The following is an 18,071-nucleotide window of genomic DNA, read 5'->3' as shown; positions in this document are numbered from 1 at the left end:
GTGACGCGCTGCGCGCTGCGAAACGGCTGCCGAGGAGGTTCGGCGCGTTTCTCGGTGTCGCGTCCCTGGCGGCCGCCGCGATGGTCGCTGATTCCGGCCACGGCCCGACGCAGGCCGCCGCTCAGGGTTCGGCGCAGCAGCGCGCGGCGGACAAGGGCAGCGTCGGCTGGGACACCTACCGCGAGCCGGACGGTCTGGCCCAGCTGCGCGGCTCGGAGCAGACGGGCCAGTTCTCCAGCTTCGCCCGCGACGGCAGCAACGACGACGGTTTCGAAGGCACCTTCTCCTGCCTGCGCGAGAGCGACCGCGGCTGCGTGATCGCGGAACGGGCCGGTGCGGGCGAGATCTCCTCGATCTGGTTCACCCGCGAACCGTGGGGCGACGTGACCGGCACCGGCAACATCGTGATCGAGCTGGACGGCCGCACGGTGCTCGACGCCCCGCTGATCGACGTGGTCAGCGGCCGGGTCGGCGCGCCGTTCGAATGGCCGCTGGTCGGCAACGCCGACGATTCGGCGGGCGGCGCGGTGATCAAGGTGCCGATGCCGTACCGCGAGTCGATGCGGGTGACGGTGCAGAACAACCCGAACTTCTACCACGTGGACTACCGCTCCTTCGGCGACGCGGAGGGCGTGGACACCTTCGACCCGTCGGACCCCGCCGAGGACGTGCTGGCGCGGCTGCGGATGTTCGGCGTCGCGGACCCGAAGGGCACCGACCCGGAGGCGCAGCCGACCCGCCGCGACTTCGGCGTCGTCCCGGGCACGGCGGCTCCGGTGGCGCAGATCGAGGGGCCTGGGCAGATCAACGAGCTGCGGCTGCGCATCCCGCAGATCGTGCCGAGCCCGCGGGTCGTCGACGACGGTCGCGCGTTCGGCGCGGGCGGCGGCAGCCGGTTCGACGCGGCGGTGGCCCCGGACAACGAGGGCGTGCGCATCGTGCGCCGCTCCGACCCGCAGGTCGCCGACCAGGTGGCCACCCTCAGCGTGGACGGCGCCCCCGCGGGTGAGTGGCGCAGCGGTCCGGCGGCGCCGGGCGGTTGGGCGGTGCAGGCGATCGACGTGCCCGCCGAGCTCACCGCGGGCAAGTCCTCGGTGGAGGTCGCGAGCCGGTTCGTGTCCTCGTCGCTGGACGTCAACGAGTTCCGCTACGACGTGCAGAGCCTGGTCGACGGCGAGTGGGTGCGCACCGACGTGCTCGACGTGGGCCCCGCCCACCCCGGTGAGGAGGCGGCGCACGGCTACCGCATCGACAACGCGGTGTTCGCGCGGGAGAAGCTGCTGGGCCGCTACGGCTTCAGCCCCGAGGAGGTGACCGCCTCGGAGCACGTGCTGGAATCGGCGCGGTTGCGCATCACCTTCGACGGCAAGACGACGGTGGACGCCCCCATCGGCGAGTTCTTCGGCTCCGGTCTCGGCGAGTACGACGTCCGCAGCATGATGACGTCGATCGATCCGGGCGACGGCGGTTGGTACACCTCGTGGTGGCCGATGCCGTTCAGCCAGAGCGCGACCGTGGAGATCGTCAACGGCGGCGGCGTGCCGATCGAGGGCATGACGGCGGAGGTCTCGACGGCGCCGAAGGACGTCGACGAGAACACCGGCTACTTCAACGCCACGCACCACCGCGGCCGGACCGTGGAGGGCCAGGACTGGAACTTCCTGGATGCGAAGGGCTCGGGCACGTTCTACGGCGTGACGCACACGATGCGCGGCCTGATCCCGCCGAACGCGGCGGCCACGCACCGCAACCAGCCGTTGTCGATGCCGGAGACGAACGCGGTCGCCAACCAGCGCAACTACTTGGAGGGCGACGAGCGGTTCTACGTCAACGGTTCGGCGAGCCCGGCGTGGCACGGCACCGGCAGCGAGGACTACTACGAGTCGGGCTGGTACTTCCGCGACGGCACGACGTTCTCGATGCCGCTGGCCGGCAACCCGGCGCACGAGCTCAACGGTGACGGCTGCCAGTACGACTGCACTGGCGCGTACCGCTTGCAGGTGCCGGACGCGGTGCCGTTCAACGACGGCCTGATCGCGGACATCGAGCACGGTCCGAACAACGACGAGCCGGGCGACTACAGCTCGACGGCGTACTGGTACGGCGGGCATCCGGTGTCGCAGGAGAAGGTCGACGACCTCGACCTGTCGGACCGCGGCAGCCGCGATTCGCACGGTTATGAGGCGGGCGGCGAGACGGTCGAGCCGTTGCAGTCCCGCTTCGAGGGAACCGATGCGGAGCGCAGCGGCCAGGTGGCGGCGTCGACGGGTCCGGTGAGCTTCGACGTGGAGCTCGGCGAGGACAACGCGGGTGCCCACTTGCGCAGGCTCAGCGATCAAGCGCAGGCCTACCAGCAGGTGGAGGTGCGGGTCGACGGCGAGTCGGCGGGCACCTGGTTGCAGCCCTTGGGCAACGGCACGCACCGCTGGCTGGACGACGGTTTCGAGCTGCCCGCCGCGTTGACGGAGGGCAAGGCCGAGGTGCGGGTGGAACTGATCCCGGTGCAGGGCGCCCCGCCGTGGACGGCTTCGCGGTACGAGGTGTTCAAGTACTGAGCGATTCCCGCTGACGGTGCCCGGTGGTTCGTCGACCACCGGGCACCGTCATGTCCGGGGGTAGCAGAGCGGGCAGGCGGTCAGCGGCCACTGGTTCGGGGTGGGTGGCGCGCAGACCGCGCCGCAGTCGGCGAGGCCGAGCCGATTCCGCTGCGCGCCATGGGAGATCCGCCGCGCGTTGGCCGGGGAGACGTGGTGCACCCGGTCACTGGTGAACACGCCGGGCCAGCCGCGGGCGGGGTCAGGCGACGACATGAGAGGGCAGCCAGAGGGCACTCGCGCTCCCGGTGCGGCCGGGCGCGCCGGGAGCGCCGTGCGGGGGAAGTTCGAGCAGTTCGGTGACGACGTCGGCGACGTTCCCGTGCCGTTGCCACAGGGGTTGCGGAGTGCCCCGGTCGAGGTCCGCGAGCCGGTAGCGGGCGGCCGTCGCGTCGTGCCGGTCGTGCGCGACGTAGGTGTCCATCGCGCCGTGCGAGGCCCGGAATCCGTGCACCGAGAGGACTTCGCCCCGGCTCGGCACGTGCTGGAACCGGAACCCGGCCCGCACGCTGGCGCGGATCGCCGCGAGGTGCGGGAGGAACGAGGACTCAACTCCGGACAGCATTGCCACCCCCGGAAATCGGCTGGAGACGTGGAGCCGGTGGCCCGGTCGGGGAGGAGGGGAGACCACCGACCCCACGTCAGCGACGTCGGATCGCCGCTAAGTCGAATCTATAAGCGGCAATGCCATCTAGATAGTCGCCCTTTAGGGGGATCATGTTTTCGAGCGGTACGCGGCAGACTGTCGCGGAGCGATCTAGGAGGCAGCGTGACGAACCCGGGGCCGGTCATCCGCAGGCTCGAACTCGGCTTGGAACTGCGCAGGATGCGTGAAGCGGCCGGAGTGGAGCCGAAGGAGCTCGCCGACCTGCTGCGCTGGGACGTCTCCAAGGTGTCCAAGCTGGAGAACGGTGCCCGCACGATCTCCGCCGCCGAGCTGGACCGGATCGCCGAGCGCTGCGGTGTCGACGGCGACCGGACCGAACGCATCCACCAGCTGGCGAAGGAAGCACGCAAGCGCGGCAGCTACGGGCGGGTGCAGGACTGGGCACGGTCATACGTGGGCATGGAATCGGTGGCCGGCGAACTGCTGATCCACTACGGCGACATGATCCCGGGCATCTTGCAGACGAAGGCCTACGCCGAAACATTGCTCAAGCAGGCGATCTCCGTGCGACCGGAGGACGTGGGGCGGATCGCGGACAGTCGCGTCGCTCGCCGCGCGCGGCTCACCTCGCCGAATCCTCCGGAGTTGTCGGTCGTCCTGGGCGAACCGGCGATTCGCGGTGTCGTGGGAAACGGCGAGGTCATGCGCGAACAGCTCGACGTGCTGCTGGACGTGGCGAAGCTGAAGCACGTGACGTTGCAGGTCCTGCCGCTGTCCGACTGGGCGCACCTGGCGTTGGGATCGCCGTTCACCATCCTCAACCTCGCCGAGCCGGAGAAGACGATCCTCTACCTGGAGGGTCTGACGAACGCGGATTATCTTGCTGGTCCGCAACACCTCAAGTCCTATACCGTTGCGTTCAACCGTTTGAGGGTCGCAGCGCTCAGCGAGTCCGCTTCGGCCGAGCTCATCCGGGACGCACTCGGGAAGCTCGAATAGGACAGAAGAAGGTGGTACCGTGACCGCCCAGGACACACCGGCCGTGAACTGGCGGAAGTCCACCCGCAGCAACGCCAACGGCGGAGCGTGCGTCGAGGTCGCGTTATCCGCCGACCGCTCCGCGGTCCGCGACTCCAAACTCGGCGCCACCGGCCCGATCCTGAACTTCGACGCGAACGCGTTCAGCGCCTTCCTCGGGGCCGTGAAAGCGGGCCGGCTCGACGGCTGAGAGCGCTCGGCACGGTTGCTCGGCTGTTGTGGCGTCGGAGTTTCCGCGAATCAACACCGGTACCGCCTGGTCTAGGTAGGGTGCCGACCCGTGGATCAACGGTGGCAGCTGAACGAGGAAGATCTAGAGCCCGAGGCGGCCCGGAACTCCGAGCGATCGGACTCGGCGGACGACCTGCTCCGCGGCCGGGACCCGGCGGGTGTCGTCACGGTCCACGTGACCGACACCGGCGAGTTCCGCTCGGTCGAGCTGGCCTCCGGCTGGAAGGGCACGACCGATCCGCGCAGCCTGTCCACGCACGTCGTAGCCGCCGCGAACGACGCGACCATGCGAGCGGCGACGGCACAGGCCGAGCTCGTGCAATCCGCTCCGCCAGAGGCCCCGGCGAAGCCGGTCGAAGGCATCGCCGCCTCCGATGAGCCGATCACGGCCGCGGACGCGATGCAGCTCATCAACGCCGTGTCCGCTGACCTGGAGGCGTTCAACCAGCGGATGACCGACGCCGTCGGCGCGATGGTGTCCGGCCAGAGCAGCGGCGGCCACGTCCGGGGAACGTCGAAACAAGGCCAGATCCTGGACCTCGTCATCGACGCGACCTGGTGCAGCGCCGCGCGCAACAGCGAGATCGAACGCGAACTCGCCGACGTCCTACGAGTCCTGCGCAGCAAAACCTCCCCGGGCGATGTGGCCAACGGACCGCAGAGTCCGGCGATCTCCCAACTGTTCGCGCTGGCGAGCGACCCGCAGCGATTCCTCCGCCGCCTCGGCTTCGTCACCGACCCCCCGAAGGGACCCTGATGGCACCCCCGAACGGAGAAGGCATCAAAACCGCCCTCGACGCCATGCACACCGACGCAGCCCTGTGGCGCGAACAAGCCGAAGCGATGAACGGCCCGAAGCAGGCGGTGGAAGCCGCGCGGATCAACGACGCTGACAGGTTCTACTTCAGTGATGAGCTCGGCTTGGACGACACGTTGGAAGAGCTGCGCACCGCGATCGGAGACTTGCTCGGCCAAGGGCAGCAATATTTCAACAAGATAGCCGACGATCTGACAGCTGCGGCCGAGCAGTACCAAGCCGACGACGACGCCGCCGTACACGAGCTGAACAATCTTCTTGGAGAACACCCGTGACCGCAGCCGCCGGAGATGACGTCATCCACATGGTGAGCGGAAAGCTCACCGAAGTGCAAGAGATGGTCCAGAAGCTCTACGACGGCGTCAATCAAGTGTTGAGCTGGGTGCCCGAAGCCTTCCTGCGCCTGATCGAACCGATCAAAAAGGGGATGGAAGAGTTCGGGAAGATCCATTTGAAGATTTTCGAGGAAATCAACGAATTTGTTCAAAAACCTGGTCAAGTTGACCTTCTGCGTGAGATTTCGAAGCAGTGGTCCGATCAGGTTTCGGCGTCGCTGAAAGATGTCGCCGGTGCTATCAACTTGGATAAGCATCGCAGTAACATCGAATGGGAAGGGCGAGCTGCCGAGGCGTACAAGGCTCTTGTCCCCGGGCAGTCCGGTGCGGTGACCAGCATTCAGGGTGCCGCCGACAAGATGGTTACGGCGCTAGATTCGTTAGCCAACGCCATTGAGATGTTCTGGGTGGCTGTCTGGGTCGCGGTGGTTACATTCGCGGTGGGGCTGGTGGGTGCAATCGCCGGGTTGGCGGGGATCGTCACGGCACCGGCGGCTGTCGTCGGTATCGCCGGAGTCGCTTCCGTGGTCGTCGGTCTTATCGGGGCTGCTGTGACTGCTTTCTACGCCACCGTTCAGCCGATCAACTCGCAGGTCCAGATCATCAGCAGTGCCATCGATGGCCTAGGTGAGCAGTGGACGAAGCCGAACAATGGCGTCGATCTGGGTGACGGCAGTGCCAGCGATGGTGATGGGTCCAACTGGGAGGTCCGATGATTCCGATTCCTACTGGCCCTGGGCCGACGCCTAGGTTCATTCCTGTGTCGCCCGAGTGGGAACGCACGAAGAAGCTGCGTCTGCTGCTCACGGGTTTAGCGCTGATGATCGGATACCCGATCATTGCGGTGGTCGGCGTGACATGGACTTTTTTCCTGCCGGTCTCTGAGAACACGCTTTCTATCGGGGTTGCGCTGACGGTAGGAATGTTCGCATTATTTGGCTGGCTGCTGGGTTTGTCCGTCTTGTTGAGTCAGTCGTATTTCCGCGGCGGGTTCTTCGACGTCGCCGGATCCAGGGTACTCGTCCGGCAGGCGTTGGTGTTGTGCATCGGGACTGTCGTCATGAACGGTTTTTCCGAGGCTCTCCTGGCGCTCATCATCAGTACTTCAGCAGATCGAAGCAGTGGGCCGATCGTGTTGGACGCGGAACTCGTGCTCTACCTGGTATTCATGGCGGCCCCGATGTTCATGGCTGGAATCGCGTGGTGGCTGATGTTCAAGTCAGTGCGCCCTGAGCCTCCACAGTGGTGATGAAGGAAGGCTCTGATGGTCGTCTCCATCCCGTACGGCCCGCCGCCACCGCCGAGGTACATCCCGGTTTCCGCTGCGTGGATTCGACACGCGAAGCGATGCCTGCTGGGGGCAGGACTGCCGTTGTTGTTCGTCTCCGCGATGGTGGGCGCGGCTGGAATTCCGGCGCCGTTCTTCCTGGTTTCCGTGGGCAGCTTCGCGGTGCTCACAGCGATGCTGACAGCAGTGGCAGCGCTGTTCGGCTTCATGCACGGCGTTTTCACGCTTACGGCGCGGTCGTACTTCAAGACCGGATGGCTGGAGGCGAACGGTGCAACCGGCAGCCGCCGCGGTTCGGTCATTCTGATGGGAGGCGTGTTCGCCTTGAGCGCGCTGGCGGCGTTTTCCCTCCACTTGGATTCCGAAGGCGGCGTCGAACTTCTCGTGTACACGGCTTTCCTGTTCCTGCCCGCGTTCCTGTCGTTCGTGGCCACGATCGTCACGTTCACGGCATTGCGATCGGATATTCCGGGACTGCGGTGAGCGGTTCGGCTCGGCACGGTGCCGTCTTGCTCGTTCCAGGTGGCAGCACGGTCACGGTCCGGTTGAGATCTCACTCTCCCCATCGGCGCAGTCCTGGTCGGCTCGGAGCCGTCGGCACACCCGCTGATCATCGCTGTGAATCGCCGTCAATGCAGGTCAACGGAATGTGCAAATCTCTGCCTTGGAAACCATTGGGCTGAACGGGTGGCGATCACCCTCGGCGCGTCATCAACTACTGTGTTGATCGTCATACCGGTAGTTGAGTAGGTTCGCGCACGCGTGGATGCCCGAGCGTGCACCATGCTCAGCTGACGCGTGGACATGCCAGGGGAGGAAGCATGACCGGGTTCAGAATTGACCCAGAAGCACTTGAAGGTGCGATCCGGAAGCTCGAAGATGCTCGGGATGAAGCTAGGCGACTGACGCAGAGTTCTCAAATGGCGATGCCAGGTGAGTTGACCGCGAAAGACGCTACAACTGCGACGGCGCGAGAGCTGTTTGAAGCGCGCGCAAGTGGGGTCGATGCCTCGTTGCAGGGAACGGCTGGGGAAATTGTTAAAAAGCTGACGGCGAAAATCGAGTCATATCGCCAGACCCTGGAAGAGTACAGGCAGGCTGACGACAATGCGACGGTTGACGCCAATCAAGTTGGGCGGGCGTAAAGGTAAATGAAGATCTGGAATTCGTCTGCGGTGCGCCTCCTGTCCTTGCTGGCGTCGTCGGCGATCCTTGTCTCTGGCTGCGCTATTGGAGATCAAGCCGGGGGTGATGGCTCTCAGTCGACGGTGCCGAATGAGAAGCCGTCGGAAGTCAAGGATCCGCGCGAAGCCTCGGGGGCGAGTCCGTGTGACCTTTTGAAAGCTGGCGACGCTCAAGCTATGGGGTTGGAGCCGACGGGTGAGGTCACACCGAATCAGCTGGACCCGACGATGCCGGACTCGTGTGAGTGGCAGTCTCCTGGTGGGGAGACCTCGGTCGCGTTGAGCGCTATCCCTGGGCGTTCCATTCAGCAGTATCGGGAGTCTGCGGCGAGTTATGTCGACTTCGCTGAGATGGAGATCGCCGGGCATCCTGCGGTGCAAGCGAATAACGCTCCGCCGGAATCGGGTAGTTGTGGAATCTATCTCGCCACCAAGGATGATCAGATCTTGTTTTCCTTTGCGTTTGACACTCCCCCAGGTGAGAAGTTTGATCCGTGCTCGTATGCGAAGGGTGCACTCGAGCGGTCTGTTCCCGGTCTTCCTTCGGCGAAGTGAAAAAGGTTGAATATGTCTTCTCCTGTATCCGAATTTAGCGGGATTACTGGCTCTGGCATGTGCTTCGCCGGTGTGGCGAAGCAGTTGCGCGCAGATATGGGCGGGTCGCCTGACTCTGGATCGCTGCCGAGCGCGATGAACCACGGAAGTGCTGCGTGGGAACAGGCAAAGAGTCGATTTGAGCAGTTGGCGACGGACATCGAGGCCGCTCTTGGCGACGCCGAGTCCGCGCACGAAGGCCGTGCTGCCGACGCGGCGAACGCATCGATCAACGAGATCGTGCCGCACGCCAGGGCCGCCTCTGAGACCGCCGGAGCAGTGAGCAAGGCGCTGGCGAATCAGGCCACCACGCAGAACTCGACGTTCCACGAGATTCCCGGCGAGGGCGAGACGCTCAGCAATGGTCGTCCGGTTCAGCTTGATCCGCCGGAGAAGGGGTGGGTCGACGACTACGACGACACCTGGTACCTCGGCTGGGCGAGTGATTACGAAGAGCGGCAAGAAGACTTCCAGCTGACGAACGACCGGGCGACCGAGGTTCAGGAGCGCTACAAGCGCGAGACCGAGGCCAACCTCGCCGCGGTTCCCGAGTTCCAGCCGATGCCCGGTGAGCCGGCCAACGCGACTCCGGTCGGTGCCACGACTCCTTCCGCGCAGAGTGCGATGGGGAGTTCGCAGTTCAGCAGCCTTTCCTCCGGTGGTGGGGCGCCTGCGGGCAGTTCCTCGTCGTGGGCTTCGTCGCCCGTCTCCGGTGGCGGTGCTCCGTCGCTGGGTGGCGGGTCCGGTGGTGCGGGGGCTCCTCCGGCCGGGTCCGGTTCGGCTTGGGCGCCTGCTCCGCCGAGCGGTGGTCTGCCTCCGGGTGTCGTGCGCGGTCCCGACGGAACGCTGTACCGGCAGAACCCGCGCACGGGGGCCTGGGAGCGGCAGAACCCGCACAACGGTCGCTGGGCGCCGTCGCCGGGCGGTGGTCCTGGTGGCGCCGCGGGCGGTCGTGGTGCCGGTGGTTCCGCCGGTGGTGCCGGTGGTCGCGCGGGTGGTCTAGGTGCCGGTGCCGGTGCCGGTGCCGGTTCTGGGGCCGGTGGTCGTGCCGGGGTCGGCGGTCTCGGTGGCGCCGGTGGCGGTGCGTCCGCGGCCGGTGGTGCCGGAGCGGCCGGCCGCGGTGGCGCGGGTGCGCCCGGTGCGGGCATGGGCGGTGCCGGTCAGCGCGGCGGTCAGCAGGGCGAGGACGCCGAGCGCGAGCGGCCCAGCTGGCTCATCGAGGAGGAAGACGTGTTCACCAACGACATGCGGGCGGTGGCCCCGCCGGTCTTCGGCGACTGGGAGAACCAGGACCGCTGATGAGCCGAGGCAGAATGTCGATCAGCCCGCTCGCCGCCGCCTACCTGTGCGAGCGGTTCGACAGCCACATCCACCCGCTGCTGCGGGTGGGGCGGCTGGCGGGCGAACCCACCGAGGACGAGCGCACCCGCGCTTCCCGCGCGGGCAGCCAGGACTTGGCGCGCCTCGGGTACCTGGAACGCGATGATCTGCATCCGTTCCTGGACGACGCGTGGCAGCTGCTGACCAAACCGCCGCTGGCGGTGGGGGTGGCGGTGCACGCCAAGCGCGGCACCTCGTTCAACGCGGTCTGCGTCGAACAGGGCCGCGCCACGGTGCAGGCGTACCAAGCCGACGGTGAGAACAACGATGACCTGCAGGACATCGTGCTCAGCAGGCAGGAGTACGGCGGCCCGGCGGGCAACGCGGTGGAGCTGATCGGCGATCTGACCCCGGGGCGCGGCGGAACGGCGAGCGTGCCGACCGAAGTGCTCGACAACGCCACCAAGCGCAGGCGCAACAACCCGAACGGGACGTTGCTCAGCGCGCTCACCGGTGCGGGGGTGAAGAGCGCCGACGCGCGAGTGCTGGCGACGGTGCTCACCGCCGAACGCGAGCTGGACGGGGTGTTCACCGCGCGCAGCCACGACCGGCGAGTCGGACGCACGCGCCGGCCGCCGTACTCGGTGTCGTTCTTCACCGGCGCGGACGGTTGCTACCTGACGCAGAAGCGCGAAGGCGGCGACGGGCGGCAGTGGTTCACCGTGGCCCCCGCCGACCGGCGCAAGCTCACCGCGAAGATCGACGAAATGCTCCGGACGGTGGCGCTGCCCGCCGTCCGGTGACTCAGGTGGAGCGCTCGGTGCTGCCGCGCGCGACGAGGTGAGCCGACAACGTTCGCGTGGTCGGCTCACCCCGGTCACCACCGATGCGGCGCAGCAACAACTGCGCCCCCAGCGAACCCATGTCGTAGGCGGGCTGGGAGACCACGCTCAACGGCGGATCCAGCAACGTCGCCCACGGCGCGTCGTCGAACGCGATCACGCCCACGTCGCGGCCCGCCCGCAGGCCCAGCTCGCCGAGCGTTTCCAGCACGCCCACCGCCATCGCGTTGTTCGCGACCAGCAACGCGTCCGGCGGCTCGTCCTGGTCCAGCAGCTGCCGCGCCGCGCGCCGGGCGCCGGCCGCGCGGAACTCCGTGTGCCGGACCAAGCCCAAGTCCGCGAGCCCCGCCGCTTCCAAGCCCTCCCGGTACCCGTTGAGGCGCGCGTCCGCGGTGGGCATGCCGCTCGGGCCGGTGAGGCAGCCGATCCGGACGTAGCCCTGCTCCGCCAAGTGCAGCGTGGCGTTCTTCGCCGCGCTGCCGCTGTTCACCAGGACCGTGTCCCCGCCTCCCGGCAGCGGCCGGTCCAGCGCGACGATCGGGGTCGCGTGCGCGCGCAGCAGCACGGCACCCTCCTCCCGGCCGGTCGGGGACAGCAGGACGCCCGCGACGCGCTCCTGCAGCGCCACGTCCAGGTACTCGCGTTCCTTCGCCGGATCGTCGTCCGAGTTGCACAGCACGACCGAGAAGCCGGCGGCGTGCGCGACGTCCTCCACACCTCGGGAGATCGCGGTGAAGAACGGGTTCTCCACGTCCGAGATGATCAGCGCGAGGACCGCCGTCTCCTGCTTGCGCAGGTTGCGGGCCGGTCCGTTCGGGCGGTAGCCGAGCTCGTCGGCCGCCGCCGCGACCCGCGCGGCCAGCTCCGGATCCACGGTGCTCTTGCCGTTGAGCGCGCGGGAGACCGTCGCGGTGGACACGCCGGCCCTGGCCGCCACGTCACTGATCGTCGCCACCGGACCTCCTGATGTCGGCTGGCCGCGTGGTTGCGGCGTGGATTCCTTGACAGCCTCGCCAAGCCCAGAATAACTTCCGGGAAAACGATTGCTCATAACCCGGTCGGTCATCGATGAACGAATTCGGGTGGCAGCGGCAGGCGCGGAACCCCAGCGCAGGCACGCCCGTGGCGTTCTCCGAACCCGGCCGGGCGCGGTGAGAGCCGACCCGGAACGAGATCGTTCTCGAAGCGGGGCGGCTCGTCGGCGGACCGGTCCGTTCGACGATCTCGTGGCCCGCGAACCGAAATGGCACGTCCCGACGCAACCCTGGCACGTTCCGCAGAACCTGGGAGGACCCGTGGCCCGCATCGGTGTGGTCGGCATTTCCGACGGTCGTGATCATGTGCACGCTCGCAACGCGGAATTCATCCAAGCCAAGCAGGACGCCCTCGTGGCCTCGCTGCGGGCTGCAGGGCACGACGTCGTCGCAGGTGGTGACCTCGTGGCCACCAACGTGCTCGCCACCTCCGTGGCCCGCGAGGTGGCTGCCGCCGACGTCGACGTCACCGTCTTTTACTACACCGTCTGGTCGTTCCCGCACTTCACGATGCTCGCCGCCGACGCCACCCGCAGCCCGCTGGTGCTCGTCGCCAGCACCGACCCCACCGAACCCGGCCTCGTCGGGATGCTCGCCGCGGGCGGCGCGCTCGACCAGATCGGGCGCAAGCACACCCGGGCCTGGGGCGCCCCCGACTCCCCGGAACTCGCCGCCGCCATCGGCGTGCAGGCGACCGCCGCCGCCGCGGTGAAGTCGCTGCGCGGATCCACCTTCGGCCGGTTCGGCGGGCGACCCATGGGCATGAACACCGCCGTGGCCAACACCGACCAGTGGCAGCGCCAGTTCGGCATCGACGTCGAAGAGATCGACCAGTACGAACTCGTGCTGCGCGCCGAGAAGGCCGACGCCGCCGAAGCCCGCAAGGGCCGCGAGTGGATCGAGCAGCACGCCGCCGGAGTGCACTACGACGGCAAGAAGCTCACCCCGGACCTGCTGGAACGCCAGATCCGCTCCTACATCGCGGTCCGCGACATCATCGCCGAACGCCACCTCGACTTCTCCGGCATCAAGGGCCAGCCGGAACTCACCGAGAACTTCGCGACGATGGACGTCACCGAGGCCTTCCTCAACGACCCCTACGACTGGAACGGGCCGAAGGAGACCCACGTCTGCGCCACCGAGGCCGACATGGACGGCGCGCTGACCATGCAGCTGTTCAAGCAGGTCGCCCGCACCCCCGTGCTGTTCGCCGACGTCCGGCACTACCACGCGGACCGGGACATCTGGGACCTGTGCAACTCCGGGCAGCACGCCACCTGGTACGCCGCGCGCAGCGACGACCCGGCGGAGAACCTCGCGAAGGTCAACTTCTACCCGGAGGTGTTCTTCTTCCCTGCGGGCGGCGCATCCGTGCAGCACATCGCCGCACCAGGGCAGATGACGCTCGGCAGGCTCACCAGGGAAGCCGGGGAGTACCGGCTGCAGATGATGCTCGGCGAGTTCGAGAGCTACGACGACGACACCAACCGCACCCTCGTCGAGCAGTCCACCCCGGAATGGCCGCACGCGTTCGCCCGGCTCGACGCGCCCGGCGACGTGTTCCTGTCCAAGTTCGGCGCCAACCACCTGCACGCCGTGCCCGGCGACCACCGCGCGGAACTGCGCGCCGTCGCCGAGCAGCTCGGCGTGCGCCTGGACGAGTGGACCCGGGGCTGAGCCGTCCGGCTCCAGCGCGCGCTCAGCCGGTGAGGCAAAGCCGAACAAGCTGAAGCGGGCACAGCCAAAAGCGGACCTGGAGCGGCTCGATTCCGATCAGCACCAGGTCACGGGCCACGTCCAGCGGCCATCGGTCGGAATCGGGCTCCGGCCGATGGCCCACCGGGCGGCCCGCGAAGTCCGAAACGGACAGGAGTGCGGATCACCCGGTGGCGAGGTCTTTACGATGCCGCGGGGAACACCGGACGAGCGGGAGGAACAGGCGATGTCTGAGGGCGTGCTGATCGGAGTCGACGTCGGAACGTCGAGCTCCAAGGGTGTGCTGGTCACCACCGACGGGCGCATCGTGGCCCGAGCGACCCGGCCGCACGAGACCTCCTACCCGCATCCGGGCTGGGTCGAGCACGACGCGGAATCGGTGTGGTGGAACGACTTCGTGGGCATCGTGCGGGAACTCGTGCCCGCCGCCGAAGGCCGCAGCATCGAAGGGCTCGGCGTCAGCGGCATCGGCCCGGTGCTGCTGCCCGCCGACGGCGACGGCAACCCGCTGCGGCCCGCGATCCTCTACGGCGTGGACACCCGCGCCACCACCGAGATCGCCGAGCTCACCGAGGAATTCGGCGCCGACGAGATCCTGCGCCGCGGTGGATCCGCGCTGACCAGCCAAGCCGTCGGGCCGAAGATCCGGTGGCTCGCCAAGAACGAACCCGAGATCTACGCGCGCACCGAGAAGCTGCTCATGTGCAGCTCCTACCTGGTGCACCGACTCACCGGGCGCTACGTGCTCGACCACCACTCCGCCAGCCAGTGCGACCCGCTCTACGACCTGCAGGCACGGGACTGGTCGAAGGACTGGGCGCAGCGCGTCGCCCCCGACCTGCCGCTGCCCGAACTCGCCTGGCCCACCGAGATCGTCGGGAAGGTCGGCCCGCAGGCCGCCGCCGAGACCGGACTGCCCGAAGGGCTGCCCGTCACCACCGGCACCATCGACGCCTGGGCCGAAGCCACCAGCGCGGGCGTGCGCGAACCCGGCGACGTGATGCTGATGTACGGCACGACGATGTTCTTCGTGCAGGTGCTCACCGACCCCCGGCCGCACTCGGCGCTGTGGGGGACCTGCGGCGTCTTCCCCGACACCTACACGCTCGCCGCGGGCATGGCGACCTCCGGCGCGGTGACCGACTGGATCCGGCGGCTCGTCGACGGCGACTTCGCGGAACTCGTCGAGCAGGCCGCCGGTGCCCCCGCCGGGAGCCGCGGGTTGCTGCTGCTGCCGTACTTCGCCGGGGAGCGGACGCCGATCTTCGACCCCGACGCGCGCGGTGCGCTGCTCGGGCTCACCACCAGCCACGGCCGGGCCGAGGTGTACCGGGCCGCGCTGGAAGGCATCGGCTACGGGGTGCGGCACAACCTGGAGGCGATGAGCTCCGCCGGTGGCCGCGCGGGGCGGCTCGTCGCCGTCGGCGGCGGTACCCAGGGCGGGCTGTGGACGCAGATCGTCTCCGACATCTCCGGGCAGGAGCAGCAGGTTCCGAGCGAGACCGTCGGCGCCGCCTTCGGCGACGCGCTGATGGCGGGGGTGGCCACGGGGACCGCCGTGAACGAGCGCGAGTGGAACCCGGTGGCGCGGACCGTCGTGCCGGATGCGGCCCGCACCGAGCGCTACGACGCCTTCTACCAGCGCTACCTGGAGCTCTACACCGCCACCGCCGACATCCAGCACTTCCTCGCGGCCCAGCAGCACGCCGCCGACGCCTGACCCCCGCGCACCGCGGTTCCGAGCGAACGGACCGTTCGTCCAATCCCGTTGGGCGAACGGTCCGTTCACTCGTTTCCGGTTTCGTGCAGCGGTGCTGTGGTTTGGAGTGAGCGGACCGTTCGTCCAGTCCGATTGGACGAACGGTCCGTTCACTTCAAGCTGCTTCGGGTGGCGTCGGGGTGGCGTGGCCTGCTGCCGGTGCGCCGGTTTTCGAGTGAACGGACCGTTTGACCAATCCCGTTGGGCGAACGGTCCGTTCACTCGTTTCCGGTCTCGTGCAGCGGTGTCGTGGTTTGGAGTGAGCGGACCGTTCGTCCAATCCCCTTGGATGAACGGTCCGTTGACTCGTTTCTGGGGCTCGTGCGGCGGTGTTGTGGTTCGTAGTGAGCGGACCGTTTGTCCGGTTCGGTTGGTCGAACGGTCCGTTGACTTGTTGCTGGGGCGTGCTGGAGCCACTCGAACGGGTGAAGGGGTTGTTATGGTCCTTGGCGGTCGGCACCGGTGATCGGAGCCAACGGTTCCGGGAGGGCGGCATGGCCTCGGCACGGCGGGTCTGGCGAGCGGTGCTGGCCGGAACGGCGGTGCTGGCCGCGGCCGCGCTCACCTCGGGATGCCTCGCCTCGTCCGAAGCGGGGAGCGGGACGCTGATCGGCGCGGCGGCCGCAGACCTGGGAGCGAGCCGGACCGTGGCCGACCAGGTGTACGCGCAGCGCCCGAGCGGGCCGTTGGCCCTCGACCTGTTCCTGCCCGCGGGCAACGGCCCGCACCCGCTCGTCGTCTACGCGCACGGTGGTGGCTGGGACGCGGGGAATCGGGCGATCGACGGGCGCCTCGCCGCCGGTGGAGCGGCCGAGTCGCTGGCGGCGGAACGGATGCTGAGCAAGGGGTTCGCGGTGGCCACCGTGGACTACCGGCTCAGCGATCTGGGCCCCGCGCCGGCGCAGGTGGAGGACGTCGCCGAAGCGGTCCGCTGGCTGCAGCGGCACGCCGGGGACTGGCGGCTCGACTCGGAGCGCATCGTGCTGTGGGGCGCCTCAGCGGGCGGATTGCTGGTCTCGCAGCTCGGGGCGGTCACCGATGATCCGGATGAACCCGGCGGCGGGCTCACCGGAATCCGCGGTGTCGTCAACTGGTTCGGCCCGACCGACCTGAGCGTCGAAGCGGAACTGGCGAACCCGCGGCTGTCCGACTACTCGCGCCGTACGGTGCGGAAGTACCTGGGCTGCCTGCCCAACGAGTGCCCGCGCCACGCCGACGCGGCCAGCCCGATCCGCAATCTCTCCGGTGCCGAGCCGCCGTTCCTGATCCAGCACGGCACGAAGGACTCCCTGGTGCCGATCAAGCAGAGCCTGGACTTCGCGGACGCGCTGCGCGAACTCGGCGTGGACGTCGCGCTGCACCCCTACGACGACTTCGACCACGGCTTCACACCCGGCCCGAGCGTCCCGATGATCGTCGACGCGATGGACGCCTTCCTCACCGAACACGGCTGACCAGCACTGCGCCTGGCAACCGAACGGCGTCGGTGTACGGGTGAGCGGCGTTCCCGCTCCTCGTCCTGTCAGTGGCCGAGCAGCGACCAAGCGAGTTCCGCCACCCGAGCAGGACGAGCACAACGACAGGGCCTCAGTTCTCGGAGGCTTCGGTACCGACGAGTCCCTCCTCCTCGCGGCGGACCGTTCCGATGGAGGCCGAGCCGCCCGCGCTCTCGGCCAGCGGCTGCACGGCGCCGCGGAACGACTCCAGCGCGTCGAGCTCCCGGCGGCGGGCCGAGACGAACCGCTGCAGGTGCGTGCTGGAGAGGTTCACCGCCTCCACCGCGCCCGAGGCCGCCCGCTGCGCGCGCACCGCCTGCGACCGCACCTGCTCGATGTCCTCGGCGATGGTGCGCTCGGTCGCCGCGAACAGGGCGGCGGAGGCGAGCACCGCGAAACTCGTGGGCCCGCACAGGAAAACGCGCTTGTCCAGCAGCCAGGACAGCAGGCTCGGGTCGGTGTCCAGCGCGGTCACCACGGCCGCGTCGGACGGCACGAACATGATCGTGCCGTAGATCGCGTCCGCCCAGCGCTGGTAGCCCTTGCCCGCGAGTTCCGTCGCGCGGGAGCGGATGTTGCGCACGTGCACCCGCAGCGCCTCGCCGCGCTCCTGCGGGTCGTTGGTCTCCATCGCCTCGGCCCACACCGCGAGGCTCGCCTTCGCGTCCACCGGGACCTGCCTGCCGCCGCCGACGGTGAGCACGAGGTCCGGCCGGGCGGCACCGCCACCCGCCAAGTCGGTCTGCACGCTGAAGTGCACGCCTTCCCGCAGTCCCAGCGACTTCGCCGTCTCGACGAGCACCTGCTCGCCGAGCTCGCCGCGGCCGGTGATCGACGCGAACGCCACCTCGTACCGGCGCAGCGCGGCCTGCTGCTCGACGGTGCGGGCGCGTTCGGTCTCGACCATGCGCAGCGCCTCGTCGGCACGCCGCGCGGAGTCGGTGTAGAGCCGCCAGATCAGCAGCAGCGCCCCCGCGAACAGCAGCATCAGCACGATCACGACGGCGGTCAGCACGCCGGTACCCATGACGATCTCCTCTCGGCGGGGAACCCGATCATCCCGCATCGGTCCGACGATCCGGCCGCCATCGCCGCGAGCTCCCCGTGATCGGCCGAACGCGCGGTGTTTCGCCTGCTGGACAAGGGTGATCCGACACGCCGGGGCATGTCGTGCGAGCGGTCTGAACGCCGCTCAGGCGGCATGCGGCGAGTGCGG

At 68.4% G+C, this 18,071-nt stretch carries 19 protein-coding genes; 15 read left to right on the top strand and 4 right to left on the bottom strand.

Going from position 1 to position 18,071, the window contains the following annotated elements:
- Positions 1-80: 80 nt before the first annotated feature.
- Positions 81-2,555, top strand: coding sequence for a glycoside hydrolase family 172 protein (locus ACWD38_RS06095; RefSeq protein WP_450123469.1), 2,475 nt, complete (start codon positions 81-83; stop codon positions 2,553-2,555).
- A 48-nt stretch (positions 2,556-2,603) separates the two neighbouring features.
- Here ACWD38_RS06095 and ACWD38_RS06090 read toward each other — a convergent pair whose 3' ends face one another.
- Positions 2,604-2,810, bottom strand: a complete 207-nt coding sequence (locus ACWD38_RS06090) for a hypothetical protein (protein ID WP_184476832.1) — start codon at positions 2,808-2,810, stop codon at positions 2,604-2,606.
- On the bottom strand, positions 2,797-3,159 hold the full coding sequence (locus tag ACWD38_RS06085; protein ID WP_184476834.1) for a hypothetical protein: 363 nt from the start codon (positions 3,157-3,159) through the stop codon (positions 2,797-2,799). The genes ACWD38_RS06090 and ACWD38_RS06085 overlap by 14 nt, the downstream gene beginning before the upstream one ends.
- A 204-nt stretch (positions 3,160-3,363) precedes the next feature.
- Between ACWD38_RS06085 and ACWD38_RS06080 the strand changes: the two genes are divergently transcribed.
- The 11 genes from ACWD38_RS06080 to ACWD38_RS06030 all read left to right on the top strand — a co-directional run bounded on the left by ACWD38_RS06080 (position 3,364) and on the right by ACWD38_RS06030 (position 10,811).
- The gene (locus ACWD38_RS06080; RefSeq protein ID WP_450123468.1) at positions 3,364-4,200 is read left to right on the top strand and encodes a helix-turn-helix domain-containing protein; all 837 of its coding nucleotides are present in this window, start codon (positions 3,364-3,366) and stop codon (positions 4,198-4,200) included.
- Positions 4,201-4,219: 19 nt separating this feature from the next.
- Positions 4,220-4,429, top strand: coding sequence for a DUF397 domain-containing protein (locus ACWD38_RS06075; protein WP_450123467.1), 210 nt, complete (start codon positions 4,220-4,222; stop codon positions 4,427-4,429).
- Between the two features lie 90 nt (positions 4,430-4,519).
- Complete coding sequence (locus tag ACWD38_RS06070) at positions 4,520-5,227, top strand: YbaB/EbfC family nucleoid-associated protein (protein WP_184476840.1); 708 nt, start codon at positions 4,520-4,522, stop codon at positions 5,225-5,227.
- On the top strand, positions 5,227-5,562 hold the full coding sequence (locus ACWD38_RS06065) for a hypothetical protein (protein ID WP_184476842.1): 336 nt from the start codon (positions 5,227-5,229) through the stop codon (positions 5,560-5,562). The genes ACWD38_RS06070 and ACWD38_RS06065 overlap by 1 nt, the downstream gene beginning before the upstream one ends.
- Positions 5,559-6,338 (top strand): hypothetical protein, encoded by a 780-nt coding sequence (locus tag ACWD38_RS06060; RefSeq protein WP_450123466.1) that lies wholly within the window; start codon positions 5,559-5,561, stop codon positions 6,336-6,338. The genes ACWD38_RS06065 and ACWD38_RS06060 overlap by 4 nt, the downstream gene beginning before the upstream one ends.
- A gap of 44 nt (positions 6,339-6,382) precedes the next feature.
- A complete protein-coding gene (locus ACWD38_RS06055; RefSeq protein ID WP_184476846.1) occupies positions 6,383-6,871 on the top strand; it encodes a hypothetical protein in 489 nt (162 codons plus the stop codon).
- A gap of 15 nt (positions 6,872-6,886) precedes the next feature.
- On the top strand, positions 6,887-7,393 hold the full coding sequence (locus ACWD38_RS06050; protein WP_184476848.1) for a hypothetical protein: 507 nt from the start codon (positions 6,887-6,889) through the stop codon (positions 7,391-7,393).
- A gap of 338 nt (positions 7,394-7,731) precedes the next feature.
- Positions 7,732-8,055 carry a hypothetical protein gene (locus tag ACWD38_RS06045; RefSeq protein ID WP_184476850.1) on the top strand — a complete coding sequence of 108 codons (324 nt, stop codon included), beginning with the start codon at positions 7,732-7,734 and terminating at the stop codon, positions 8,053-8,055.
- 6 nt (positions 8,056-8,061) lie between these two features.
- Positions 8,062-8,649 carry a DUF3558 domain-containing protein gene (locus ACWD38_RS06040; RefSeq protein ID WP_184476852.1) on the top strand — a complete coding sequence of 196 codons (588 nt, stop codon included), beginning with the start codon at positions 8,062-8,064 and terminating at the stop codon, positions 8,647-8,649.
- A gap of 186 nt (positions 8,650-8,835) precedes the next feature.
- Complete coding sequence (locus ACWD38_RS06035) at positions 8,836-9,987, top strand: hypothetical protein (protein WP_184476854.1); 1,152 nt, start codon at positions 8,836-8,838, stop codon at positions 9,985-9,987.
- Positions 9,987-10,811 carry an ESX secretion-associated protein EspG gene (locus ACWD38_RS06030; protein WP_184476856.1) on the top strand — a complete coding sequence of 275 codons (825 nt, stop codon included), beginning with the start codon at positions 9,987-9,989 and terminating at the stop codon, positions 10,809-10,811. Before ACWD38_RS06035 ends, ACWD38_RS06030 begins: the two co-directional genes overlap by 1 nt.
- 1 nt (position 10,812) lies before the next feature.
- On the opposite strand, the gene ACWD38_RS06025 is transcribed toward ACWD38_RS06030, so the two are convergent.
- Positions 10,813-11,805 (bottom strand): LacI family DNA-binding transcriptional regulator, encoded by a 993-nt coding sequence (locus ACWD38_RS06025; RefSeq protein ID WP_450123465.1) that lies wholly within the window; start codon positions 11,803-11,805, stop codon positions 10,813-10,815.
- Between the two features lie 340 nt (positions 11,806-12,145).
- Between ACWD38_RS06025 and ACWD38_RS06020 the strand changes: the two genes are divergently transcribed.
- The 3 genes from ACWD38_RS06020 to ACWD38_RS06010 all read left to right on the top strand — a co-directional run bounded on the left by ACWD38_RS06020 (position 12,146) and on the right by ACWD38_RS06010 (position 16,813).
- Positions 12,146-13,561, top strand: a complete 1,416-nt coding sequence (locus ACWD38_RS06020; RefSeq protein WP_450123464.1) for an L-fucose/L-arabinose isomerase family protein — start codon at positions 12,146-12,148, stop codon at positions 13,559-13,561.
- 265 nt (positions 13,562-13,826) lie between these two features.
- Positions 13,827-15,320 carry an FGGY-family carbohydrate kinase gene (locus ACWD38_RS06015; RefSeq protein WP_184476862.1) on the top strand — a complete coding sequence of 498 codons (1,494 nt, stop codon included), beginning with the start codon at positions 13,827-13,829 and terminating at the stop codon, positions 15,318-15,320.
- A gap of 533 nt (positions 15,321-15,853) precedes the next feature.
- A complete protein-coding gene (locus ACWD38_RS06010; RefSeq protein ID WP_450123463.1) occupies positions 15,854-16,813 on the top strand; it encodes an alpha/beta hydrolase fold domain-containing protein in 960 nt (319 codons plus the stop codon).
- A gap of 133 nt (positions 16,814-16,946) precedes the next feature.
- Here the strand turns inward: ACWD38_RS06010 and ACWD38_RS06005 are convergent, their stop codons facing one another.
- Entirely contained in the window at positions 16,947-17,882 is a 936-nt protein-coding gene (locus ACWD38_RS06005; RefSeq protein WP_450123462.1) for a DNA recombination protein RmuC, read from the bottom strand.
- Positions 17,883-18,071 lie beyond the last annotated feature (189 nt).

This window comes from Saccharopolyspora sp. NPDC002578 (assembly GCF_053592695.1).
This window is presented reverse-complemented; position numbering and strand designations above follow the sequence as displayed.

Coding starts and splice junctions, on each gene's coding strand:
- ACWD38_RS06095 (WP_450123469.1), top strand. CDS start 81: ATGGTCGCTGATTCCGGCCACGGCCCGACGCAGGCCGCCGCTCAGGGT.
- ACWD38_RS06090 (WP_184476832.1), bottom strand. CDS start 2,810: ATGTCGTCGCCTGACCCCGCCCGCGGCTGGCCCGGCGTGTTCACCAGT.
- ACWD38_RS06085 (WP_184476834.1), bottom strand. CDS start 3,159: ATGCTGTCCGGAGTTGAGTCCTCGTTCCTCCCGCACCTCGCGGCGATC.
- ACWD38_RS06065 (WP_184476842.1), top strand. CDS start 5,227: ATGGCACCCCCGAACGGAGAAGGCATCAAAACCGCCCTCGACGCCATG.
- ACWD38_RS06050 (WP_184476848.1), top strand. CDS start 6,887: ATGGTCGTCTCCATCCCGTACGGCCCGCCGCCACCGCCGAGGTACATC.
- ACWD38_RS06045 (WP_184476850.1), top strand. CDS start 7,732: ATGACCGGGTTCAGAATTGACCCAGAAGCACTTGAAGGTGCGATCCGG.
- ACWD38_RS06040 (WP_184476852.1), top strand. CDS start 8,062: ATGAAGATCTGGAATTCGTCTGCGGTGCGCCTCCTGTCCTTGCTGGCG.
- ACWD38_RS06030 (WP_184476856.1), top strand. CDS start 9,987: ATGAGCCGAGGCAGAATGTCGATCAGCCCGCTCGCCGCCGCCTACCTG.
- ACWD38_RS06015 (WP_184476862.1), top strand. CDS start 13,827: ATGTCTGAGGGCGTGCTGATCGGAGTCGACGTCGGAACGTCGAGCTCC.
- ACWD38_RS06010 (WP_450123463.1), top strand. CDS start 15,854: ATGGCCTCGGCACGGCGGGTCTGGCGAGCGGTGCTGGCCGGAACGGCG.
- ACWD38_RS06005 (WP_450123462.1), bottom strand. CDS start 17,882: ATGGGTACCGGCGTGCTGACCGCCGTCGTGATCGTGCTGATGCTGCTG.